The 14963-nt window shown below is 70.9% G+C and carries 16 protein-coding genes and 4 pseudogenes; 9 read left to right on the top strand and 11 right to left on the bottom strand.

The window, feature by feature from the left end; all coding sequences use genetic code 11:
• Positions 1–1076 precede the first annotated feature (1076 nt).
• The 4 genes and pseudogenes from AC38ZX_RS00685 to tsaA all read right to left on the bottom strand — a co-directional run bounded on the left by AC38ZX_RS00685 (position 1077) and on the right by tsaA (position 3988).
• Positions 1077–2543 carry an MFS transporter gene (locus tag AC38ZX_RS00685; RefSeq protein WP_491295960.1) on the bottom strand — a complete coding sequence of 489 codons (1467 nt, stop codon included), beginning with the start codon at positions 2541–2543 and terminating at the stop codon, positions 1077–1079.
• A 79-nt stretch (positions 2544–2622) separates the two neighbouring features.
• A pseudogene (locus AC38ZX_RS00680) lies at positions 2623–2874 on the bottom strand (MFS transporter); the annotation flags it as partial.
• A gap of 82 nt (positions 2875–2956) precedes the next feature.
• On the bottom strand, positions 2957–3520 hold the full coding sequence (locus tag AC38ZX_RS00675; protein WP_491295959.1) for a PadR family transcriptional regulator: 564 nt from the start codon (positions 3518–3520) through the stop codon (positions 2957–2959).
• A gap of 60 nt (positions 3521–3580) precedes the next feature.
• On the bottom strand, positions 3581–3988 hold the full coding sequence (gene tsaA / locus AC38ZX_RS00670) for a tRNA (N6-threonylcarbamoyladenosine(37)-N6)-methyltransferase TrmO (RefSeq protein ID WP_426593973.1): 408 nt from the start codon (positions 3986–3988) through the stop codon (positions 3581–3583).
• A 129-nt stretch (positions 3989–4117) separates the two neighbouring features.
• On the opposite strand from tsaA, the pseudogene AC38ZX_RS00665 reads away from it, so the two are divergent.
• The 6 genes and pseudogenes from AC38ZX_RS00665 to AC38ZX_RS00640 form a co-directional block, all read left to right on the top strand.
• Positions 4118–5179, top strand: a pseudogene (locus AC38ZX_RS00665) (glycoside hydrolase domain-containing protein); the annotation flags it as partial.
• A 118-nt stretch (positions 5180–5297) separates the two neighbouring features.
• Entirely contained in the window at positions 5298–6308 is a 1011-nt protein-coding gene (locus tag AC38ZX_RS00660; RefSeq protein WP_491295957.1) for a glycoside hydrolase domain-containing protein, read from the top strand.
• Positions 6309–6324: 16 nt separating this feature from the next.
• Entirely contained in the window at positions 6325–7614 is a 1290-nt protein-coding gene (locus AC38ZX_RS00655; protein WP_426593970.1) for a glycosyltransferase, read from the top strand.
• A gap of 108 nt (positions 7615–7722) precedes the next feature.
• On the top strand, positions 7723–8178 hold the full coding sequence (locus AC38ZX_RS00650) for a nitroreductase/quinone reductase family protein (protein WP_491295956.1): 456 nt from the start codon (positions 7723–7725) through the stop codon (positions 8176–8178).
• A 9-nt stretch (positions 8179–8187) separates the two neighbouring features.
• The gene (locus AC38ZX_RS00645; protein WP_491297266.1) at positions 8188–8766 is read left to right on the top strand and encodes an LLM class flavin-dependent oxidoreductase; all 579 of its coding nucleotides are present in this window, start codon (positions 8188–8190) and stop codon (positions 8764–8766) included.
• A complete protein-coding gene (locus AC38ZX_RS00640; protein ID WP_491295955.1) occupies positions 8712–9287 on the top strand; it encodes a hypothetical protein in 576 nt (191 codons plus the stop codon). Before AC38ZX_RS00645 ends, AC38ZX_RS00640 begins: the two co-directional genes overlap by 55 nt.
• A gap of 43 nt (positions 9288–9330) precedes the next feature.
• Here AC38ZX_RS00640 and AC38ZX_RS00635 read toward each other — a convergent pair whose 3' ends face one another.
• On the bottom strand, positions 9331–9636 hold the full coding sequence (locus tag AC38ZX_RS00635) for a hypothetical protein (RefSeq protein ID WP_491295954.1): 306 nt from the start codon (positions 9634–9636) through the stop codon (positions 9331–9333).
• Positions 9587–10585 carry an alpha/beta fold hydrolase gene (locus AC38ZX_RS00630; protein WP_491295953.1) on the bottom strand — a complete coding sequence of 333 codons (999 nt, stop codon included), beginning with the start codon at positions 10583–10585 and terminating at the stop codon, positions 9587–9589. Before AC38ZX_RS00630 ends, AC38ZX_RS00635 begins: the two co-directional genes overlap by 50 nt.
• A 196-nt stretch (positions 10586–10781) precedes the next feature.
• Between AC38ZX_RS00630 and AC38ZX_RS00625 the strand changes: the two are divergent.
• Together AC38ZX_RS00625 and AC38ZX_RS00620 are read left to right on the top strand one after the other, a co-directional pair.
• Positions 10782–12225, top strand: a pseudogene (locus tag AC38ZX_RS00625) (MFS transporter).
• 50 nt (positions 12226–12275) lie between these two features.
• Positions 12276–12713, top strand: a complete 438-nt coding sequence (locus AC38ZX_RS00620) for a nitroreductase family deazaflavin-dependent oxidoreductase (protein ID WP_426593966.1) — start codon at positions 12276–12278, stop codon at positions 12711–12713.
• Here AC38ZX_RS00620 and AC38ZX_RS00615 read toward each other — a convergent pair.
• The 5 genes and pseudogenes from AC38ZX_RS00615 to AC38ZX_RS00595 all read right to left on the bottom strand — a co-directional run bounded on the left by AC38ZX_RS00615 (position 12679) and on the right by AC38ZX_RS00595 (position 14128).
• On the bottom strand, positions 12679–13017 hold the full coding sequence (locus AC38ZX_RS00615; RefSeq protein ID WP_426593965.1) for a DUF2809 domain-containing protein: 339 nt from the start codon (positions 13015–13017) through the stop codon (positions 12679–12681). The two genes, AC38ZX_RS00620 and AC38ZX_RS00615, sit on opposite strands and share 35 nt — an antisense overlap.
• A gap of 74 nt (positions 13018–13091) precedes the next feature.
• Positions 13092–13526, bottom strand: coding sequence for a MerR family transcriptional regulator (locus tag AC38ZX_RS00610; protein WP_491297265.1), 435 nt, complete (start codon positions 13524–13526; stop codon positions 13092–13094).
• Between the two features lie 14 nt (positions 13527–13540).
• Complete coding sequence (locus AC38ZX_RS00605; protein WP_491297264.1) at positions 13541–13789, bottom strand: aldo/keto reductase; 249 nt, start codon at positions 13787–13789, stop codon at positions 13541–13543.
• A gap of 66 nt (positions 13790–13855) precedes the next feature.
• Positions 13856–13937, bottom strand: a pseudogene (locus AC38ZX_RS00600) (hypothetical protein); the annotation flags it as partial.
• 20 nt (positions 13938–13957) lie between these two features.
• Entirely contained in the window at positions 13958–14128 is a 171-nt protein-coding gene (locus tag AC38ZX_RS00595) for a hypothetical protein (protein WP_491295952.1), read from the bottom strand.
• A 120-nt stretch (positions 14129–14248) separates the two neighbouring features.
• Between AC38ZX_RS00595 and AC38ZX_RS00590 the strand changes: the two genes are divergently transcribed.
• The gene (locus AC38ZX_RS00590; protein ID WP_491295951.1) at positions 14249–14938 is read left to right on the top strand and encodes an HNH endonuclease family protein; all 690 of its coding nucleotides are present in this window, start codon (positions 14249–14251) and stop codon (positions 14936–14938) included.
• The last annotated feature ends 25 nt before the right edge of the window (positions 14939–14963 follow it).

Genomic DNA, 14963 nt, shown 5'->3' with positions numbered 1-14963 from the left:
GTCCTCGACAGGTCGGCCACCGGGGGGTACCTCAGGCCGAGACACGGGCGACCCGGGATGGTGGGTGTGGTCCGTGATCCCGACGCTAGGTCGACCGATTCTCCGTCAGCCCGGACCTAAGTCCTGGGTCGGGGCGAGCGGCCGTAGAGATGTGGTGAAGACGGCGAGACGAGGACGACCACCCACCGAGGACCCGGCCCGCCGATCTCTCAGGACGTGCACACTGAACCCATAGAGGCGAAGGAGCACTCATGCTGGAATGCCCGGTCTGCAAGTCGGACGAGCTGGAGTCGTCGAGCGACTGCCGGACGATCGCCGAATCATCCGTTGTTCGTCCTGCCACCACACCTGGACCCGCGGCGAGGCCAAGCGCGTGACGGACACCCCCGCGTCGTACTCGGGGCTACGCGACCGGTTCCCCGACCGCGACTCCGTCGAACCCGAGCGCATGGCCCGCGTCGAGGCGCTCAAGGCCGTCTTCCTCGAGGACCACCAGACCCCGGACCCCGAGGTGCTGGCCTACTGGGCCCGCTACCAGAAGGTGTTCAGCGCGGACAACATCGCCGACGCCGACCCGGAGGACCTGCGCGAGTTCGCCAACAGCACCGTCGGCGCGGCCCCCGGCAACATGTCGGTGTTCAACCGCGCGTGGAAGTCCATGGGCGACTACGAGGCCACGGCCCGCACCCGCAACACCATCCGGTACCTCCTGTACGGACCCCCGAGCGTGCCGATGGCCGACCGGTTCACGCGGCTGGTGCACGAGCAGGGCGGGCTCGGCATGACGGGGTTCAAGGAGTCGCTGCTCACGCGCGTGCTCTGCGTGGTCGAGCCCGAGCGGTACCTGCCGATCCTCACCTACAGCACCCCGGCCGGCGGCAAGCGCGAGATCGCCCAGGCCGTCTACGGGCTCGAGCCCGGAGGCCGCTCGCGTCCAGTGGACCATCGGGAGGCTGATGATGTGGAGCAACGACCTGCTGGTCGATCTTGCCGGCGACGGCTTCTCCACGTTGCAGCAGGTGTCGCAGTTCTTCGGGGAGACCAAGAGCCGCGAGCTCGAACTCGGCGTAGGCGCGTCACGCGGGGAAGGCTCGCTCGCCCGTCACCGACCAGACCCGCGCGATCTGCCCGTCGACCAGTCGGCACAGATCGATGCCGCTGCGCCGGGTCGTCCCGGGAAGCTCCACGGACCAGGTGAACGCCACGCCGTCGCCCTCGTCGACGAGCTGGGCAGCCTGGAGTGCGAACGTGAGGTCACCCCGGCGGGCACGCCAGGTGCCGACGAACGCCGCCATCCCCGCCGGGTCGGTGATCAGTGCCGGGTCGGGGTCGGCGACGACGGCGCCGAACTCGATCCGGAAGTCGGGAGCGAGGATCTCGTCGACCAGCGCGAGATCGCCGTTCCACATCGCCGTCCACTTCTCGGCCAGCGCGAGCCCGGCCTCTCGGGAGATCGTCACGCCCCGACGATGCACCCGACCACCGACACTCACTCCGTCGGCGGCGAAGCCGTGACCCGAGTCGACCTTCTTGGGCAGGACGAACACCAGCAGGAACGAGACCACCGCGAGGATGGCGCTCACGAGCATCGCGGCGGCCGCAGCGTCGGTGAACGCCTGGGGGAGCGACTGCGGGCTCGTGGGGTGAAGGTGCCCGAACAGGACGCTGCCGATCACCGCGATGCCGATGGCGCTGCCGACGCGCTGCATCACGCTGATCACGCCGCTGGCCGCGCCCGCCTCGGACCGATCCACCGTGGCGACGATGAACTGCACGTTCGGCGCGATGAACAGGCCGCTGCCGATGCCGCCGAGGAGCAGCGGGAGCAGCAGGTCCCAGTTGGTGAGGTCGGCGGCCGAGACGGTGCTCAGGACGATCCAGACCCATGCCAGGCCGACGGCGACCAGCGCTGTACCGACCACCAGGACCGTGCGGCCGAGGCGCTGCGCCAGCCGGTTGCTCTGCGAGGCTCCGATGATCGAGCCGATCGCGAACGGCACACCGACGAAGCCCGACTCCAGCGCCGTGTGCCCCAGACCGGCCTGCCAGAGAAGGGAGATGGTGAAGAAGATGCTGGTGAACGCCGCGAAGTAGATCATCGCGAGGACCGTGCCGCCCGTGAACGCGGGGTGGCTGAACAGGTGCGGCGGCACCATCGGGTTCTTGTCCTTGATGCGTAGCTCCCAGAGCGCGAACGCGACGATCAGCAGCACGCCGGCCGCGAGGGTGATGAACGTCCACGCGGGCCAGCCCTTGTCCTGACCCTCGATCAAGGGCACGAGGATTGCGACCAGCCCGGCCGTCAGCAGGACCAGGCCAACCAGGTCGACCCCCGCCTTGGACGTCGTCCCGAGCTTGCCCGCCGGCAGCAGCTTGGCGGCAGCGATCAGGGTCACGATGCCGATCGGGATGTTCACCAGGAACACCGTCCGCCAGCCGTTGGTGTCGCCGAACGCCTCGATGAGCAGACCACCGAGGATCGGTCCGATGGCGGTCGAGACGCCGATGACCGAGCCCATGATCGCGAACGCCTTGCCGCGCACCGGCCCCGGGAACAGAAAGCTGGATGAAGGCGGTGACGCCCGGCACGAACATGCCGCCCGCGAGCCCCTGGACGACGCGGAAGATGATGAGCTGGATGCTGCTCTGCGCGAAACCGCAGGCGAGGCTGGCCAGCGTGAACAGAGCCAACCCCGTGAAGAACACCCACTTGTGCCCGAGCCGGTCGCCCATGCGCCCCGACGGGATCAGTGCGATGCCGAACGCCAGCGCGTAGCCCGAGATGATCCAGCTCAGGGTCGCCTCGGACGCGTCGAGGCTGTCCCGGATGGTCGGCAGAGCGACGTTGACGATCGTCGTGTCGATCAGCGCCATGCACATGCCGGCCATGAGCACGATGAGCGCGTTCCACGAGCTCCTGGGCACCTTGGGCGGCGTCCAGGCCTGTGCGGTGGCCTCAGTCATGGTCCCGGGTCCTCTCGTCGGCGATGATCGTCGGCAGCTCTGCCTGCAGTTCTCTGTGCCATACCAGCTCAGCCCTGAGCCGGTCGGCCTTGTGCCGCATCACGAACCGTTCGCTGGCCGTGAGGTACTGCTGCGCGATCTCCCCATGCGTCTCGGACTCGCTGAGCATCGCGCTCAGCGTCTGTACCCGCGCATCGATCATGGCGGGAAGTGCGTCCAGCCGCTTCTTGTCCAGCCGCGTCATCGCCAGGTCGAACGGATCGGGCTTCACGACGACCGCGCGGAGGGCGTCGTGCTGGATGATGCTCAGCGTCGTGCGACCCGCGTCGGTGATCGCCCAGACCTGCCGCTCCGGGTACGCGCCCTCCCGCTCGGTGCGCTCCTCCGCGATCAGTCCTTCGGCGCCCAGGCGCTTGATCGCGCCGTACAGCGCGCCCACGGTGATGTCCGTCCAGAGCGTGACGTGCTCCTGCTCGGCGAGCAGCCGCAGCTGGTGCCCGTGCATGGGCCCCCGCTCAGCGAGTGACCCGAGGATGAACAACCGAATCGACGACACGGGAGTACTCTTGCACGAGTAGTCTCTGGAGACAACCTTTCCGCCCTGGCCGACCCGCCCTCAACGCTCCTGCACCGCTCCGAGCACCGGCTTGATGTCCAGGACCGGCGTGCCGTCCAGCGCCTCCAGGTTGCTGACCAGCAGCCGTGTCCCGTGGATCTCGCGGACCGTGACGCGGTGCAGACCGATCGGGTTCGGGCGGTCGGGTGAGCGGGTGCTGAACACGCCGAGCGCGGTGCGCGTGACGTCGCCGCGCGGGTGCACCACGTGGACGTCGCGCGCCGCGCGGTCGAACCACGTCAGCAGCAGCACGTCCTCGCCGACGGCGACGTCGGCCACCGCGTCGGCGTACTCGTCGGCGACCACCACCCACGCGTCGGGCGACCCCTCGTCACCCTGTCGCGGCGCCTGGTCCCGGTCGTACAACGGAGACTCGACCCGACCGACCTGCGTGACCTCGTAGCGCATGCACCCACGATGGCGGCCGGGACGACGCCCGACAAGGGCCCGCTGCGTCGTCGCGAAACCCGCCCGTAACCCTGCGGTCGTACCGTCCGCAGGACGAGGCACTGACGCACGCGCGGGAGGAGCAACCGCATGTTCGAGCGAGTCGACCCGTTCATCGGCACGGAGGCCACGAGCCTGCCCGCGCAGCACGGGCTCGCGACGACGTGGTGGTGGCCCAAGCCGCAGGTCGGGAACACGCACCCGGGCGCCACGTACCCGCTCGGCATGGTCAGCGCGTGCTCGTACTCGGGCGGCTACCCGACGGGCTACGGCCGCTACGACCTGGGCACCGAGGGCCTCCCGAGCCCGATCCACGCGAACCCCGTCGCCAGCGGCTTCACGCACTTCCAGCAGTCCGGCACCGGCGCCATCCGCAAGTACTACAACTACTTCCGCGTCACCCCGATGCTGCAGCCGCTGGACGACCTGGGTCAGCTCTGGGACATCGTCGAGGAGGACGCCGAGCCCGGCTACTACTCGGCGACGCTCGAGTCGGGCATCCGCGCGGAGATCACCGTCGGCCCCAAGAGCGCGGTCCACCGGTACACGTTCCCCGCGCACCGCGACGCGCGCCTGGTCATCGACTTCTCGCTCGGCGGCCTGACCATCCCGCACGGGCGGACCGTGCCGCTGCGGGCGCACCTGGAGTCGATCGCGCCCGGGGTGGCGCAGGGCGAGATCGTCGTCGAGGGCACGCCGCTGGCCGTGCACGTCGAGTGCGACGACCCGCACTGGCGGCAGATGCTCTGGTACGACCGGCGCCTGATGCCCGGTGGCACGCGCCTCGACTTCGACCGCATCCGGCCGACCACGCTGCGGCCGTTCGGGCTCATGTGGGCCGGTCCGTCGGAACCGGGTCAGGTGGTCGAGCTGCGGTTCGGGTTCTCGCTGCGCGGGGTCGACCAGGCCCGCGCGAACCTCGAGAAGGAGTGCGGCCCGGGTCCGTCGAGCTTCGCGACGAGGCGCGCGGACACCGCCGCGGACTGGCAGCGGACGCTGGGCAAGATCCGCATCGACACCCCGTCGACGGAGAAGCAGACCGTCTTCTCGACGGCCCTGTACCACTCGCTCATCAAGCCGTGCCTGGCGCCCGACGAGAGCCCGTTCTGGCCGACTGACGGGCCGTTCGCGTACGACATCGCGACCATGTGGGACATCTACCGGACGCAGCTCCCGCTGCTCACCACCCTGCTGCCGGACCGCGCCGTCGAGCGCGCAGGCACTCCTCTCGATCGCCGAGGAGGAGGGCAACCTCCCGATCGGGTACCGGATGGCCCGCGGAGCCGACCAGTTCAGCCGGCAGGCCTCGGCCCTCGCCCACACCTTCCTGTCGGACCTGTGCCAGCTCGGGCTGCCCGGCATGGACTGGGACTGGGCGCTCGTGCACATGCACAACGACCTTCGTCGGACGTACGGCGAGGAGTTCCTGCTGCGCGGCATCGCGCACCCCATCAGCCACACGCTCGACCTCGCGTTCGGCTACTGGTGCACGTCGCAGATCGCTGCGCACGTGGGCGACGAGGACCTCGTCGACCAGTTCGCGCCGCTCGCCGAGCAGTGGGTCAACGCCTACGACACCGCGACCGGCCTCCTGCAGGACTCCACCTACTACGAGGGTGGTCGCTGGAACTACTCCTTCCGGCTCATGCACGACATGGCGGCGCGGATCAAGCTCTCGGGCGGCGACGACGCCTTCGTCGCGCAGCTCGACCAGTTCTTCGGGTACGGGGCTCCCGCCGTCGTCCAGCCGGGTCTGCGGCCGAGCGTCGAGGAGATGGCGATCGGCTACGCGCTCAACAGGTTCGAGGGTCTGAACAACGAGCCGGACATGGAAGCCCCCTGGGCCTACCAGTACGCCGGCCGGCCCGACCGCACCGCGGAGGTCGTCCAGGCGATCGTGCAGAACCAGTTCGCCGTCGGTCGGGGTGGGATGCCCGGCAACGACGACTCGGGTGGGCTGTCGTCCTGGTACGTCTGGGCGTCGCTGGGCCTGTTCCCCGTCGCCGGGCAGAGCCTCTTCCTCATCAACGCGCCGGCCTGGCGAGATTCGAGCATCGCCGTCGGTGATCGCACCCTGAACGTCGAGACCCAAGGGTTCATCGAACCGACACCCGCCGGCCCCACGCAATATGTACAGTCCGTGCACCTCGATGGTGAGGCGCTCGAGCGCACCTGGCTCACCGGTGCCGAGCTGCACCGCGGGGGACGGCTCCTGATCTCGCTCGGCCCGACCCCGTCGGACTGGGGCACCACCGTCCGGCCGCCGTCCGTGAGCACCTGATCCCCGAGGGAGCGCCATGACCAGTCCCCGACGCCGGCTCGTCATCGTCGTGCGCGCCGATCCAGTCATCTGCGGCCACTCGGGCGAGGCCCGCAACCTGGCGGAAGCCGCGCTGGACAGGGGTTTCGACGACGTCCGCATCGTCACGTGGACCATCGAGCGGCTGCAGGCCACCGGGCTGCCGCTCAAGCCGCTCGACGGTGTGCTCCCGTACAGCCCCGGGATCACGGTCGAGCGTCCGGAACCCGTCGGCGACTACAAGGTGCCCGACGGACGCTGGCTCGCGGGCATCACCGGGCGACTGGTCGAGCTGTTCACCGACGGTGTACCAACGGTCGCCATGTCGTTGTACTTGTCGCCGCACTCGCTCGCGATCGCCGACGCCGTCCGCGTCGCCCGCAGCACCGGACTGCCCGTGAACGTGGTGACCGTCGCCGAGGCCGTCGGGTCGGACGTCACCAACGTGGTGCGCGCCTGCGTCGAGAACGACCAGTTCGGCGCAGCCGCCCACGTGCTGTCCAGCTACCTCGAGCACGACGTCTGCCTGGCCGTCTCGGACTACACGCGCGAGCTGATCATCAGCGAGGCCGCCGCCATCGACGCCAAGCACGGCACCACGTTCGCCGCCCAGTGCCGCGAGCGCGTCACCGTGTCCTACCCGGCGGTCGACGTCGGCTCCTACCTGAACCTGCCGCCCTCGTCCGTGCTGGCCTCCCGCGGCCTCACGCCCGACGGGTACGTCCTGTTCCTGTCCCGCCTCGCGCACGCCAAGGGAGTCGACGACCTCATCGAGGGCTTCGCGTCGAGCTCGCTGGCCGCCGGCCTGACCCTCGTGATCGCCGGGAACGGGCCCGACGCGAGCAGGCTGCGCGCCCTGGCGGCGGCGTCGCCCGCGGCCGACCGGATCACGTTCCTCGACGACGTCGACGACTCCGAGAAGGCCCACCTCATGGCCGGCTCCGCCGCCTACGTGCTGCCCAGCAAGCCCCGCCCGGAGTTCGTCGAGACGTTCGGCATCGCCCTCGTCGAGAAGATGCTCGCCGGCGGCGGCCCCGTCATCACCACCGACACCGGCGGTATCGGCGAGGCGGTCGGCGACTGTGCCCTGATCGTGCCCGTCGAGTCCCCGCCGGCGATCGCCGGCGCCCTGGACCGCGTGCTCGCAATGTCCGCCGACGAGCGCGCCTCCTGGGAGCGGCGCGCCCGCGCCCACGCCCTGCAGTTCGACCGCGTCGCCGTCCTCGACGGCATCCTCGCGCGCGTCTCCGAGACGCAGGTCCCCTGGGTCCCGACGCCCGTCGGGTGACCCCGTCCTCCACAGATCCCCCCGGCCGGACTGCGACAAGAGCTGATCCCACCACGCGCCGGCAGTGCGACTCGATGCGACGATGAGGAGCGGAGAGGAGCCCAGGCCATGGCATTCGACACGCCGAACGGCACCCGGGGTGCGCGCCAGCCCGGAACGAGCCCGCTGGAGCGCTTCGGCAACCGGATGATGGCGCGGCGCGCACGTGGCAAGGGGTCGTTCGAGGGCGCCTCGACGATCGCGCTCGTGACCATCGGCAGCAAGTCCGGGGAGGAGCGCATCACCCCCGTGGCGTGGTTCCCGGCCGGCGGCAATTCGGGCTACATCACGGCGACAGCGGGCGGGGCGGCACGCAATCCGGCCTGGTACTACAACCTCGCCGCGCACCCCGACCGGGTCGGCGTCGAGGTGGGAGGCGAGCGCGTCGCGGTCACCGCGTCGCAGCTGCACGGCGACGAACGCGACGAGGCGTGGCGGCTGATCACGGCCCGGTCGAACGGGTTCGCCAAGTACGAGAAGGCCACGGATCGCGTGATTCCCGTCATCCGCCTGACGCGCCGGTGACCCGACCCGATCGACCGCCCCGGACGCCCGAACCCTGGGACGGACCGCTTCCGCGGCGAGGTCCTCGACGTCGGGGTCGTACCCTGCGCGCGTGAGCCCCCGACTCGAGCCAGCTTCCTGACGTTCGTCCCCTACGACGACCCTTCCCACGCCGCGCAGTCCCTCAAGGACGCGATCGACCTGTTCCAGTACGCGGAGGAGCTGGGCTACGACACAGGTTGGGTGCGCGTGCGGCACCTCGAGCAGTTCCTGTCGTCACCTTTCCCGCTGTTCGGGGCGATCGCGCAGGCGACCGAGCGGATCCGGTTCGGCACGGCCGTGCTGCCCATGCGCTACGCGGACCCGATCGCGGTCGCGGAGGACGCGGCGACGGTCGACCTGCTCTCCGGCGGCCGCCTGGAGCCGGAGTCGCCGGTGGGATCAAGCCGTCGGCAGGCATCCTCGACGGCGTCTACGGCACGGCCGAGCGGTCGTTCGACGACGAGTCTCAGCACCGCATCGACCGGCTGCGTGCCGCGATCGCGGGGAAGCCGGTGGCCGTCGCGCCGGACACGGGATTCCCGATCGCGCCTCCGGGCACCGAGCTGATCGTCCGCCCGCACAGCCCCGGGCTCTCGGACCGCATCTGGTACGGGCCAGGTTCCACCGCCACGGCAGTCCGGACGGCCGAACAGGGGCTGGACCTGCTGGTCTCGACGCTCAACAGCGAGGACGACGGCCGGTCGTTCGAGGAGACGCAGCGCGACCAGATCCGCGCGTACAAGGCGGCGTTCGACGTCCCGGGCCGCACCCCGCGGGCGGTCGCCGGGCGGATCGTGCTCCCCAGCGTGACGCCCGCGGACGACGAGCTGTTCGCCGACTACATCGCCTGGTACGCCGGCCGGTTCGACGCCACCGGCCGGGCCCCGGGCGGTTTCGGCGTGTTCAGCCCGACCCACCACGGCAGTCCGGAGCAGGTGGTCGCCAGCCTCACCGCAGACGTCGCCCTCGCCGAGGCAACGGGCCTCGACATCGTGCTACCCGCCAACGCGAGCCACGCGATGAGCCGCCGGATCCTGGAGAACGTCGCCACGTCGGTCGCCCCGGCGCTCGGATGGTCCCCGGCCTAGCGCACGGCACGCGCGTCGGCGAGCTGTGATCGAACCGGTGGGACTACCGGCCGGTCACGTGGGCCTTGCCCGTGGCCAGGTCGAGGAGCCTCGGCAGGATCTCGTCGCCGGCCATCCGCAGGCCGTCGTGCAGGTATTCGTTGGTGATCCAGACCCGCGCGTTCCCCAGGTCGGTGGCCAGCGCGAGGTCGAGGTCCACGTACGGGTCGTCGTAGTACTGGACTGCCGCGACGGGCACCTCGTTCGAGGCCAGCCGGTCCAGGTCGTAGAGCCGCGGCCAGTCGCGCGGGCCGAGCAGCTCATCGACCGCCGGCCGGAACGGCTTCAGTGCCCGGACCTGGTCGAACATCCACGGCAGGATCACCTCGCCGGTCAGCTCGCAGGGGGCGCGCCGACGTGGCATAGGCGGGCCGGCTCGCCTGCTCGGCCGCCGCCGCCCAGCCACCGGGCACCGGGCCCTGGTGGTAGATCGCCTCGTGCAGCGCCGCGTAGAGCGGGTCGCCGTCGAACGCGGTCTGGTGGCCGACGACCGACAGGAAGCCCGCCGACAGCCCGCCGTCCGCGTCGAGGGCCGTGTCCAGCTGCCAGTGCAGCTGGTCCAAGCCGGTGCTCATCCCGAACGGCATGCCGAGCATCTGCAGCCGCTGCGGCGTGAACGGGTCCCCGTCGGGGAGCACCACGGACTGTGCGGCGAGCAGGTCCGCGATCGATCCGAGCGTCGCGACGTCGTCGGGAAACTGACGGGCGAACTCGCGGTTGCGGGCGTCCTGCCGGCGATAGGTGTGCGCGTAGATCTCGGCGGCGGTGGCCGTCGCCGGCGGCAGGCCGCCCGTGACCAGGCACATCGTCAGCGCCTCGGGGTGCCGCGACAGGTACGTGAGCGTGAGGAACCCGCCGTACGACTGCCCGAGCGTGGCCCACGGCCGACCGCCGTAGACCGTGGTTCGCACGTGCTCGGCATCCGCCACGATCGCGTCGCCTCGGAAGCAGGCGAGGTAGTCGGCGGCCGTCGCCGGATCCTCGAACTGCGCCATCGTGCGACCGTCCACGCGCGACGACCTCCCGGTTCCGCGCTGGTCGAGCAGGACGACGCGGAACTTCTCCAGCAGCGTGCCCACCCAGCCACCGGCCAGCGGCCGGGGTCCCTGCTGCCCGGGACCACCCTGCAGGTAGACGATCAGCGGCAGGTCGTCCGACGCCTTCGTCGGGTCCACCAGCTCGCGGGCGAACACCTCGATCGAGCCGAACCGGTCCGGCGCCGACCAGTCGACGGGCACCCGGACCCGGTGGTCACGCACGCGGAATCCGTTCATCGGGTATTCGCTGGGCATGCGACCGACACTAGGGGGACGTCCACCAGTCGGTCGCCCGGAATGCGCGGCAGCCCGTCGCGTTGAGGTGGAACGACGACGAGGGAGAACCACCCTGACCAGCACCGCCACCACCTCCGGCGTCGGCTTCCGCTCGGACCGCGGACCGATCCTCATCGCGATCATGGTCACCACCGGCCTGGTCGCCATCGACGCGACCATCCTGGCGACGGCGGTCCCGACGATCGTCGGCGAGCTTCGGCGGGTTCAGCAGCTTCCCGTGGCTGTTCTCGATCTACCTGCTCACGCAGGCAGTCAGCGTGCCCATCTACTCCAAGCTCGCGGACACGGTCGGCCGCAAACCCGTCGTGCTGCTCGGGATCGCGCTGTTCCTCACCGGCTCGGTGCTGTGCGGGTTCGCCTGGAGCATGCCGATGCTCATCGCGTTCCGGGCGGTCCAGGGACTCGGCGCGGGCGCCGTGCAGCCGATGGCCATCACGATCGCCGGCGACATCTACACCGTCGCCGAACGGGCCAAGGCGCAGGCGTACATCGCGAGCGTCTGGGCCGTCTCGTCCGTGGTCGGTCCGACGCTCGGCGGCATCTTCTCGGAGTTCGTCAGCTGGCGATGGATCTTCTTCGTCAACATCCCGCTCTGCTTCGCCGCCGCGTGGCTGCTCATCCGGTTCCTGCACGAGACGGTCGAGCGCAAGCCGCACCGCATCGACTGGGCCGGGGGCGGCCTGCTCACGGTGTCCATGAGCCTGCTGATCCTCGGGCTCCTCGACGGCGGCAACGCCTGGGCGTGGGACGCGCCGCAGAGCATCGGTGCGTTCGTCGTCGGGACCCTGCTGTTCCTCGCCTTCATCCGCGTCGAGCAGACGGCCGCCGAGCCGGTGCTGCCGCTGTGGGTGTTCACCCGGCGGCTGCTGCTGGCCGCGTCGATGATCGCCGTCGCCGTCGGCGTGATCCTCATCGGGCTCACGTCGTACGTCCCGTCGTTCCTCGAGGCGCTCCTGCACGTGTCGCCGCTGACCTCGGGCCTCGCGCTCGCGGCCCTGACGATCGGCTGGCCGATCACCGCCTCGCAGTCGGGCCGCCTCTATCTCCGCTACGGGTTCCGCTTCACCGCCCTCGTCGGCTCGGTCGTCGCCGTCGTCGGCGTCGCGGCGCTCGTCTGGGTCTCCACCGATCCCAGCGTCATCGGCGTCGCACTGTCCTGCCTGGTCGTCGGCGGCGGCCTGGGACTGACGTCCTCGCCCACCCTCATCGCCGCCCAGTCCAGCGTCGGCTGGGGCGACCGGGCCGTCGTCACGGGCGCCAACCTGTTCTCGCGGTCCATGGGCAGCGCGGTGGGCGTCGCCGTGCTCGGCGCGGTGATCAACGGCCGGATGGATGGGCAGACCGCCGTGCAGGCTCCCTCCCAGTTCGGGGACGCCGTGACCGTGGCGTTCGTCGTGGTCCTCGGCGTCGCGCTCGCGATGGTCGTCGCCGCGGCGGCCATGCCCCGCACCACGACGGAGCACGTACACGTGGGCTCGACCGGCGGCAAGGACGAAGCCACGTCTCAGGTGGTCGGCGACACCGTCGTCGACGAGGCGAAGGACTTCCTGGACCAGCAGAAGTAGGGCCGTGCGGCGTCGGGAATCGGATGCGGCGGGGCGTCGTTCGGGTGGGCATGCCTCTCTCCGGTGAGTACGCCCCGAGCACGTCCGGCTGGGCCCGCGCGCAGGCCGAGCTCTACGAAGCCACCGCCGGTCGGGAAGGGAACCTCATGCGGGGCAAGCCGGTGATCGTGCTGACCTCCGTCGGTGCGAGCAGCGGAAAGCTCCGCAAGACGGCCCTCATGCGCGTCGAGCACGAGGGTCGGTACGCCGTGGTCGCGTCCAAGGGCGGCGCGCCCGAGCACCCCGCGTGGTACCGCAACCTGGTCGAGCACCCCCACGTCGAGCTGCAGGACGGGGCCGTCACGAAGGACTACGTCGCGCACGAGACGGCCGGCGCCGAGCGCGACGAGTGGTGGGCCCGCGCGCTCGACGCGTGGCCGGCGTACGCGACCTACCAGACGAAGACGGACCGGCTCATCCCGCTGTTCGTCCTGACGCCGACGGACTGACGTCGGTCGTTCTTCGCCGCCTCGTCCCGCGGTCACGCAGCCGGGCGATCGCCAGGTCCAGTCCGGCCGCCAGGGCGACCCCGACCGCGTACGCGAGCAGGTCCGGCGCGTGGAACGTCGTCCCCAGCACGTAGCGCGCCGACGGCCGGGTGGCGACGATCGTCGCGGGCAGCCCGGTCAGCTGGAACAGCTCGACCGCCACGCAGATCCCGAGAGCCACCGGCGCGGCCCGCGTGACACGCACCCTCGGGACCACCCCGACGACCAGGACGTAGACGAGCACCGCATACAACGCGTCGCCCACCGCGCCGCTCCCCGCGACAAGACCCGCGGCGACCACCAGGATCGCGGCACCCGCGACGACCCGGCGATCGCGCCTCAGAACGACCTCGCCGCGTCGTCGAAAAGGAGCCCGTCGCCGGCGCCGTCGACGCCCGGGCCGACCTTCGCCGCGTACAGGTCGATCTTGAACTCGATCGCGTCGAGGTGCGCCGCCACCTGCCGCAGCTCCTCACGCACGCGATCCCGGTGCGCGCAGAGCAGCTCGAGCCGCTCGGCCTCGTTCCCGTCCCCCTCGCGCACCAGGTCCGCGTACTGCCGGACCTCCCGGATGGGCATGCCTGTGGATCGCAGCCGGGTCACCATGCGAATCCAGCTGAGGTCCTGGTCGGTGTACCGGCGGTGGCCCGACGACGCCCGGTCCACCGACCCGAGCAGCAGTCCGTCGCGCTCGTAGTAGCGCAGCGTGTGGGTGGTCAGGCCGGTGGCCTCGGCCGCCTCGGCGATGCTCCAGTGTTCGGCGAGCAGGCTCATGGCTCGATCATGCCTCAGCGGTTGACGGACGACATGTCCGCGTACCGGTCGCCCTTCGCGGCGCCGAGGTCGCTCAGCGCGGTGATCTCCTCGTCGGTCAGCGCGATCTGCGTCGCCGCGGCGTTCTCCTCGATCCGGGCCACCCGACGCGTTCCCGGGATCGGGACCACGTCCGCGCCCTGCGCCAGCACCCAGGCGAGGGCCAGCTGCGCCGCCGTGACGTGCTTGACCCAGTCGCTGCAGGCTGCCGTCCACCGCGGCACGCACGTGCTCCGGCCGGCCGTCGACACCGCGCACGCTCGGGTCGTCCGGATCGCGCACGATGCCAAACTTGGTCGCGATCACGACCTCGTCGCGACGACCCTCGATCGCCCGGCCGACCAGCCGCTCGTTGGCTTGCGGGCCGTACATGTCGACGGTGTCCAGGAAGGTCACGCCGAGATCGAGCGCCGGCGGATGGTCGCGACGGACTCCTGCTCGTCCGCGGTCCCCTCGAGGGACCGGGCACCGTAGAAGTCGGACATGCCCATGCAGCCGAGCCCGAGGGCAGAAACGGTGAGGGCGGCCGGGCCGCTGCCGATGGTGCGCGTGGAGATCGTCATGGCTCCCACCGTCCGCCTTCGAGTGCGCTCTCAGTCAAGAGGAGCCGACCACAGCCCACGGGAGACAACGGTGCACGACGAGGTCGACCATCCACGACGTTCGCATGCAACCGTCGCCGGATGACACGAGCCTGGCCATGGGTCGCCGTCCTGGCGCTCTGCGTGGCGATCGGCGCCGGCCTGCCGGCGTGGTCGCAGGTGCGGGTGGCGGCGAGGTATCCGGTGACCGCGGCCGATCTGGCCGGCGGCAGAGCCGACCTCGCGAGCCTGGCCGTGCGCGGGCGCGCGCCGAGCACGGGGTACTCGCGGGAGCAGTTCGGTCAGCCGTGGGCGGACGTCGACCACAACGGCTGCGACACGCGCAACGACGTGCTCGCCCGCGACCTCGTCGACAAGCGCACGAGGGGCGACCACTGCACCGTCCTGACGGGCACGCTCGACGAGCCCTACACCGGGGAACAGGAGGAGTTCGTGCGCGGACCGAGCTCGGCCACGGTCCAGATCGACCACGTCGTGGCGCTCGCCGACGCCTGGGAGACGGGAGCCCAGCAGTGGTCGGCGCACAAGCGGCTGGCCTTCGCCAACGACCCCGCCAACCTGCTCGCCGTCGACGGGCCGGCCAACCAGGACAAGGGCGCCGGCGACGCCGCGACCTGGCTCCCGCCGAACAAGGGCTACCGGTGCGTCTACGTCCTGCGGCAGATCCGCGTGAAGGCCGCGTACGGCCTGTGGGCGACGGCGGCCGAGCACGACGCGTTCGCTCGCGTGCTCGGGCGGTGCGTCGTCGCCAAGCAGGCGAGATCGCCGTGACGACCCGGGGTCGTCGCGGGGAACG

The sequence above is a fragment of the Cellulomonas sp. McL0606 genome, assembly GCF_058248365.1.
The sequence above is the reverse complement of the archived record's forward strand: the minus strand, read 5'-3'. Positions and strand labels throughout refer to the sequence as shown.

Bases quoted from the DNA above. Each gene is read 5' to 3' on its own strand.
- tsaA (WP_426593973.1), bottom strand. From the start codon at position 3,988: ATGCGCTACGAGGTCACGCAGGTCGGTCGGGTCGAGTCTCCGTTGTAC.
- AC38ZX_RS00660 (WP_491295957.1), top strand. From the start codon at position 5,298: ATGGCCCGCGGAGCCGACCAGTTCAGCCGGCAGGCCTCGGCCCTCGCC.
- AC38ZX_RS00595 (WP_491295952.1), bottom strand. From the start codon at position 14,128: ATGACGATCTCCACGCGCACCATCGGCAGCGGCCCGGCCGCCCTCACC.
- AC38ZX_RS00655 (WP_426593970.1), top strand. From the start codon at position 6,325: ATGACCAGTCCCCGACGCCGGCTCGTCATCGTCGTGCGCGCCGATCCA.
- AC38ZX_RS00650 (WP_491295956.1), top strand. From the start codon at position 7,723: ATGGCATTCGACACGCCGAACGGCACCCGGGGTGCGCGCCAGCCCGGA.
- AC38ZX_RS00590 (WP_491295951.1), top strand. From the start codon at position 14,249: ATGACACGAGCCTGGCCATGGGTCGCCGTCCTGGCGCTCTGCGTGGCG.
- AC38ZX_RS00620 (WP_426593966.1), top strand. From the start codon at position 12,276: ATGCCTCTCTCCGGTGAGTACGCCCCGAGCACGTCCGGCTGGGCCCGC.
- AC38ZX_RS00610 (WP_491297265.1), bottom strand. From the start codon at position 13,526: ATGAGCCTGCTCGCCGAACACTGGAGCATCGCCGAGGCGGCCGAGGCC.
- AC38ZX_RS00635 (WP_491295954.1), bottom strand. From the start codon at position 9,636: ATGTTCGACCAGGTCCGGGCACTGAAGCCGTTCCGGCCGGCGGTCGAT.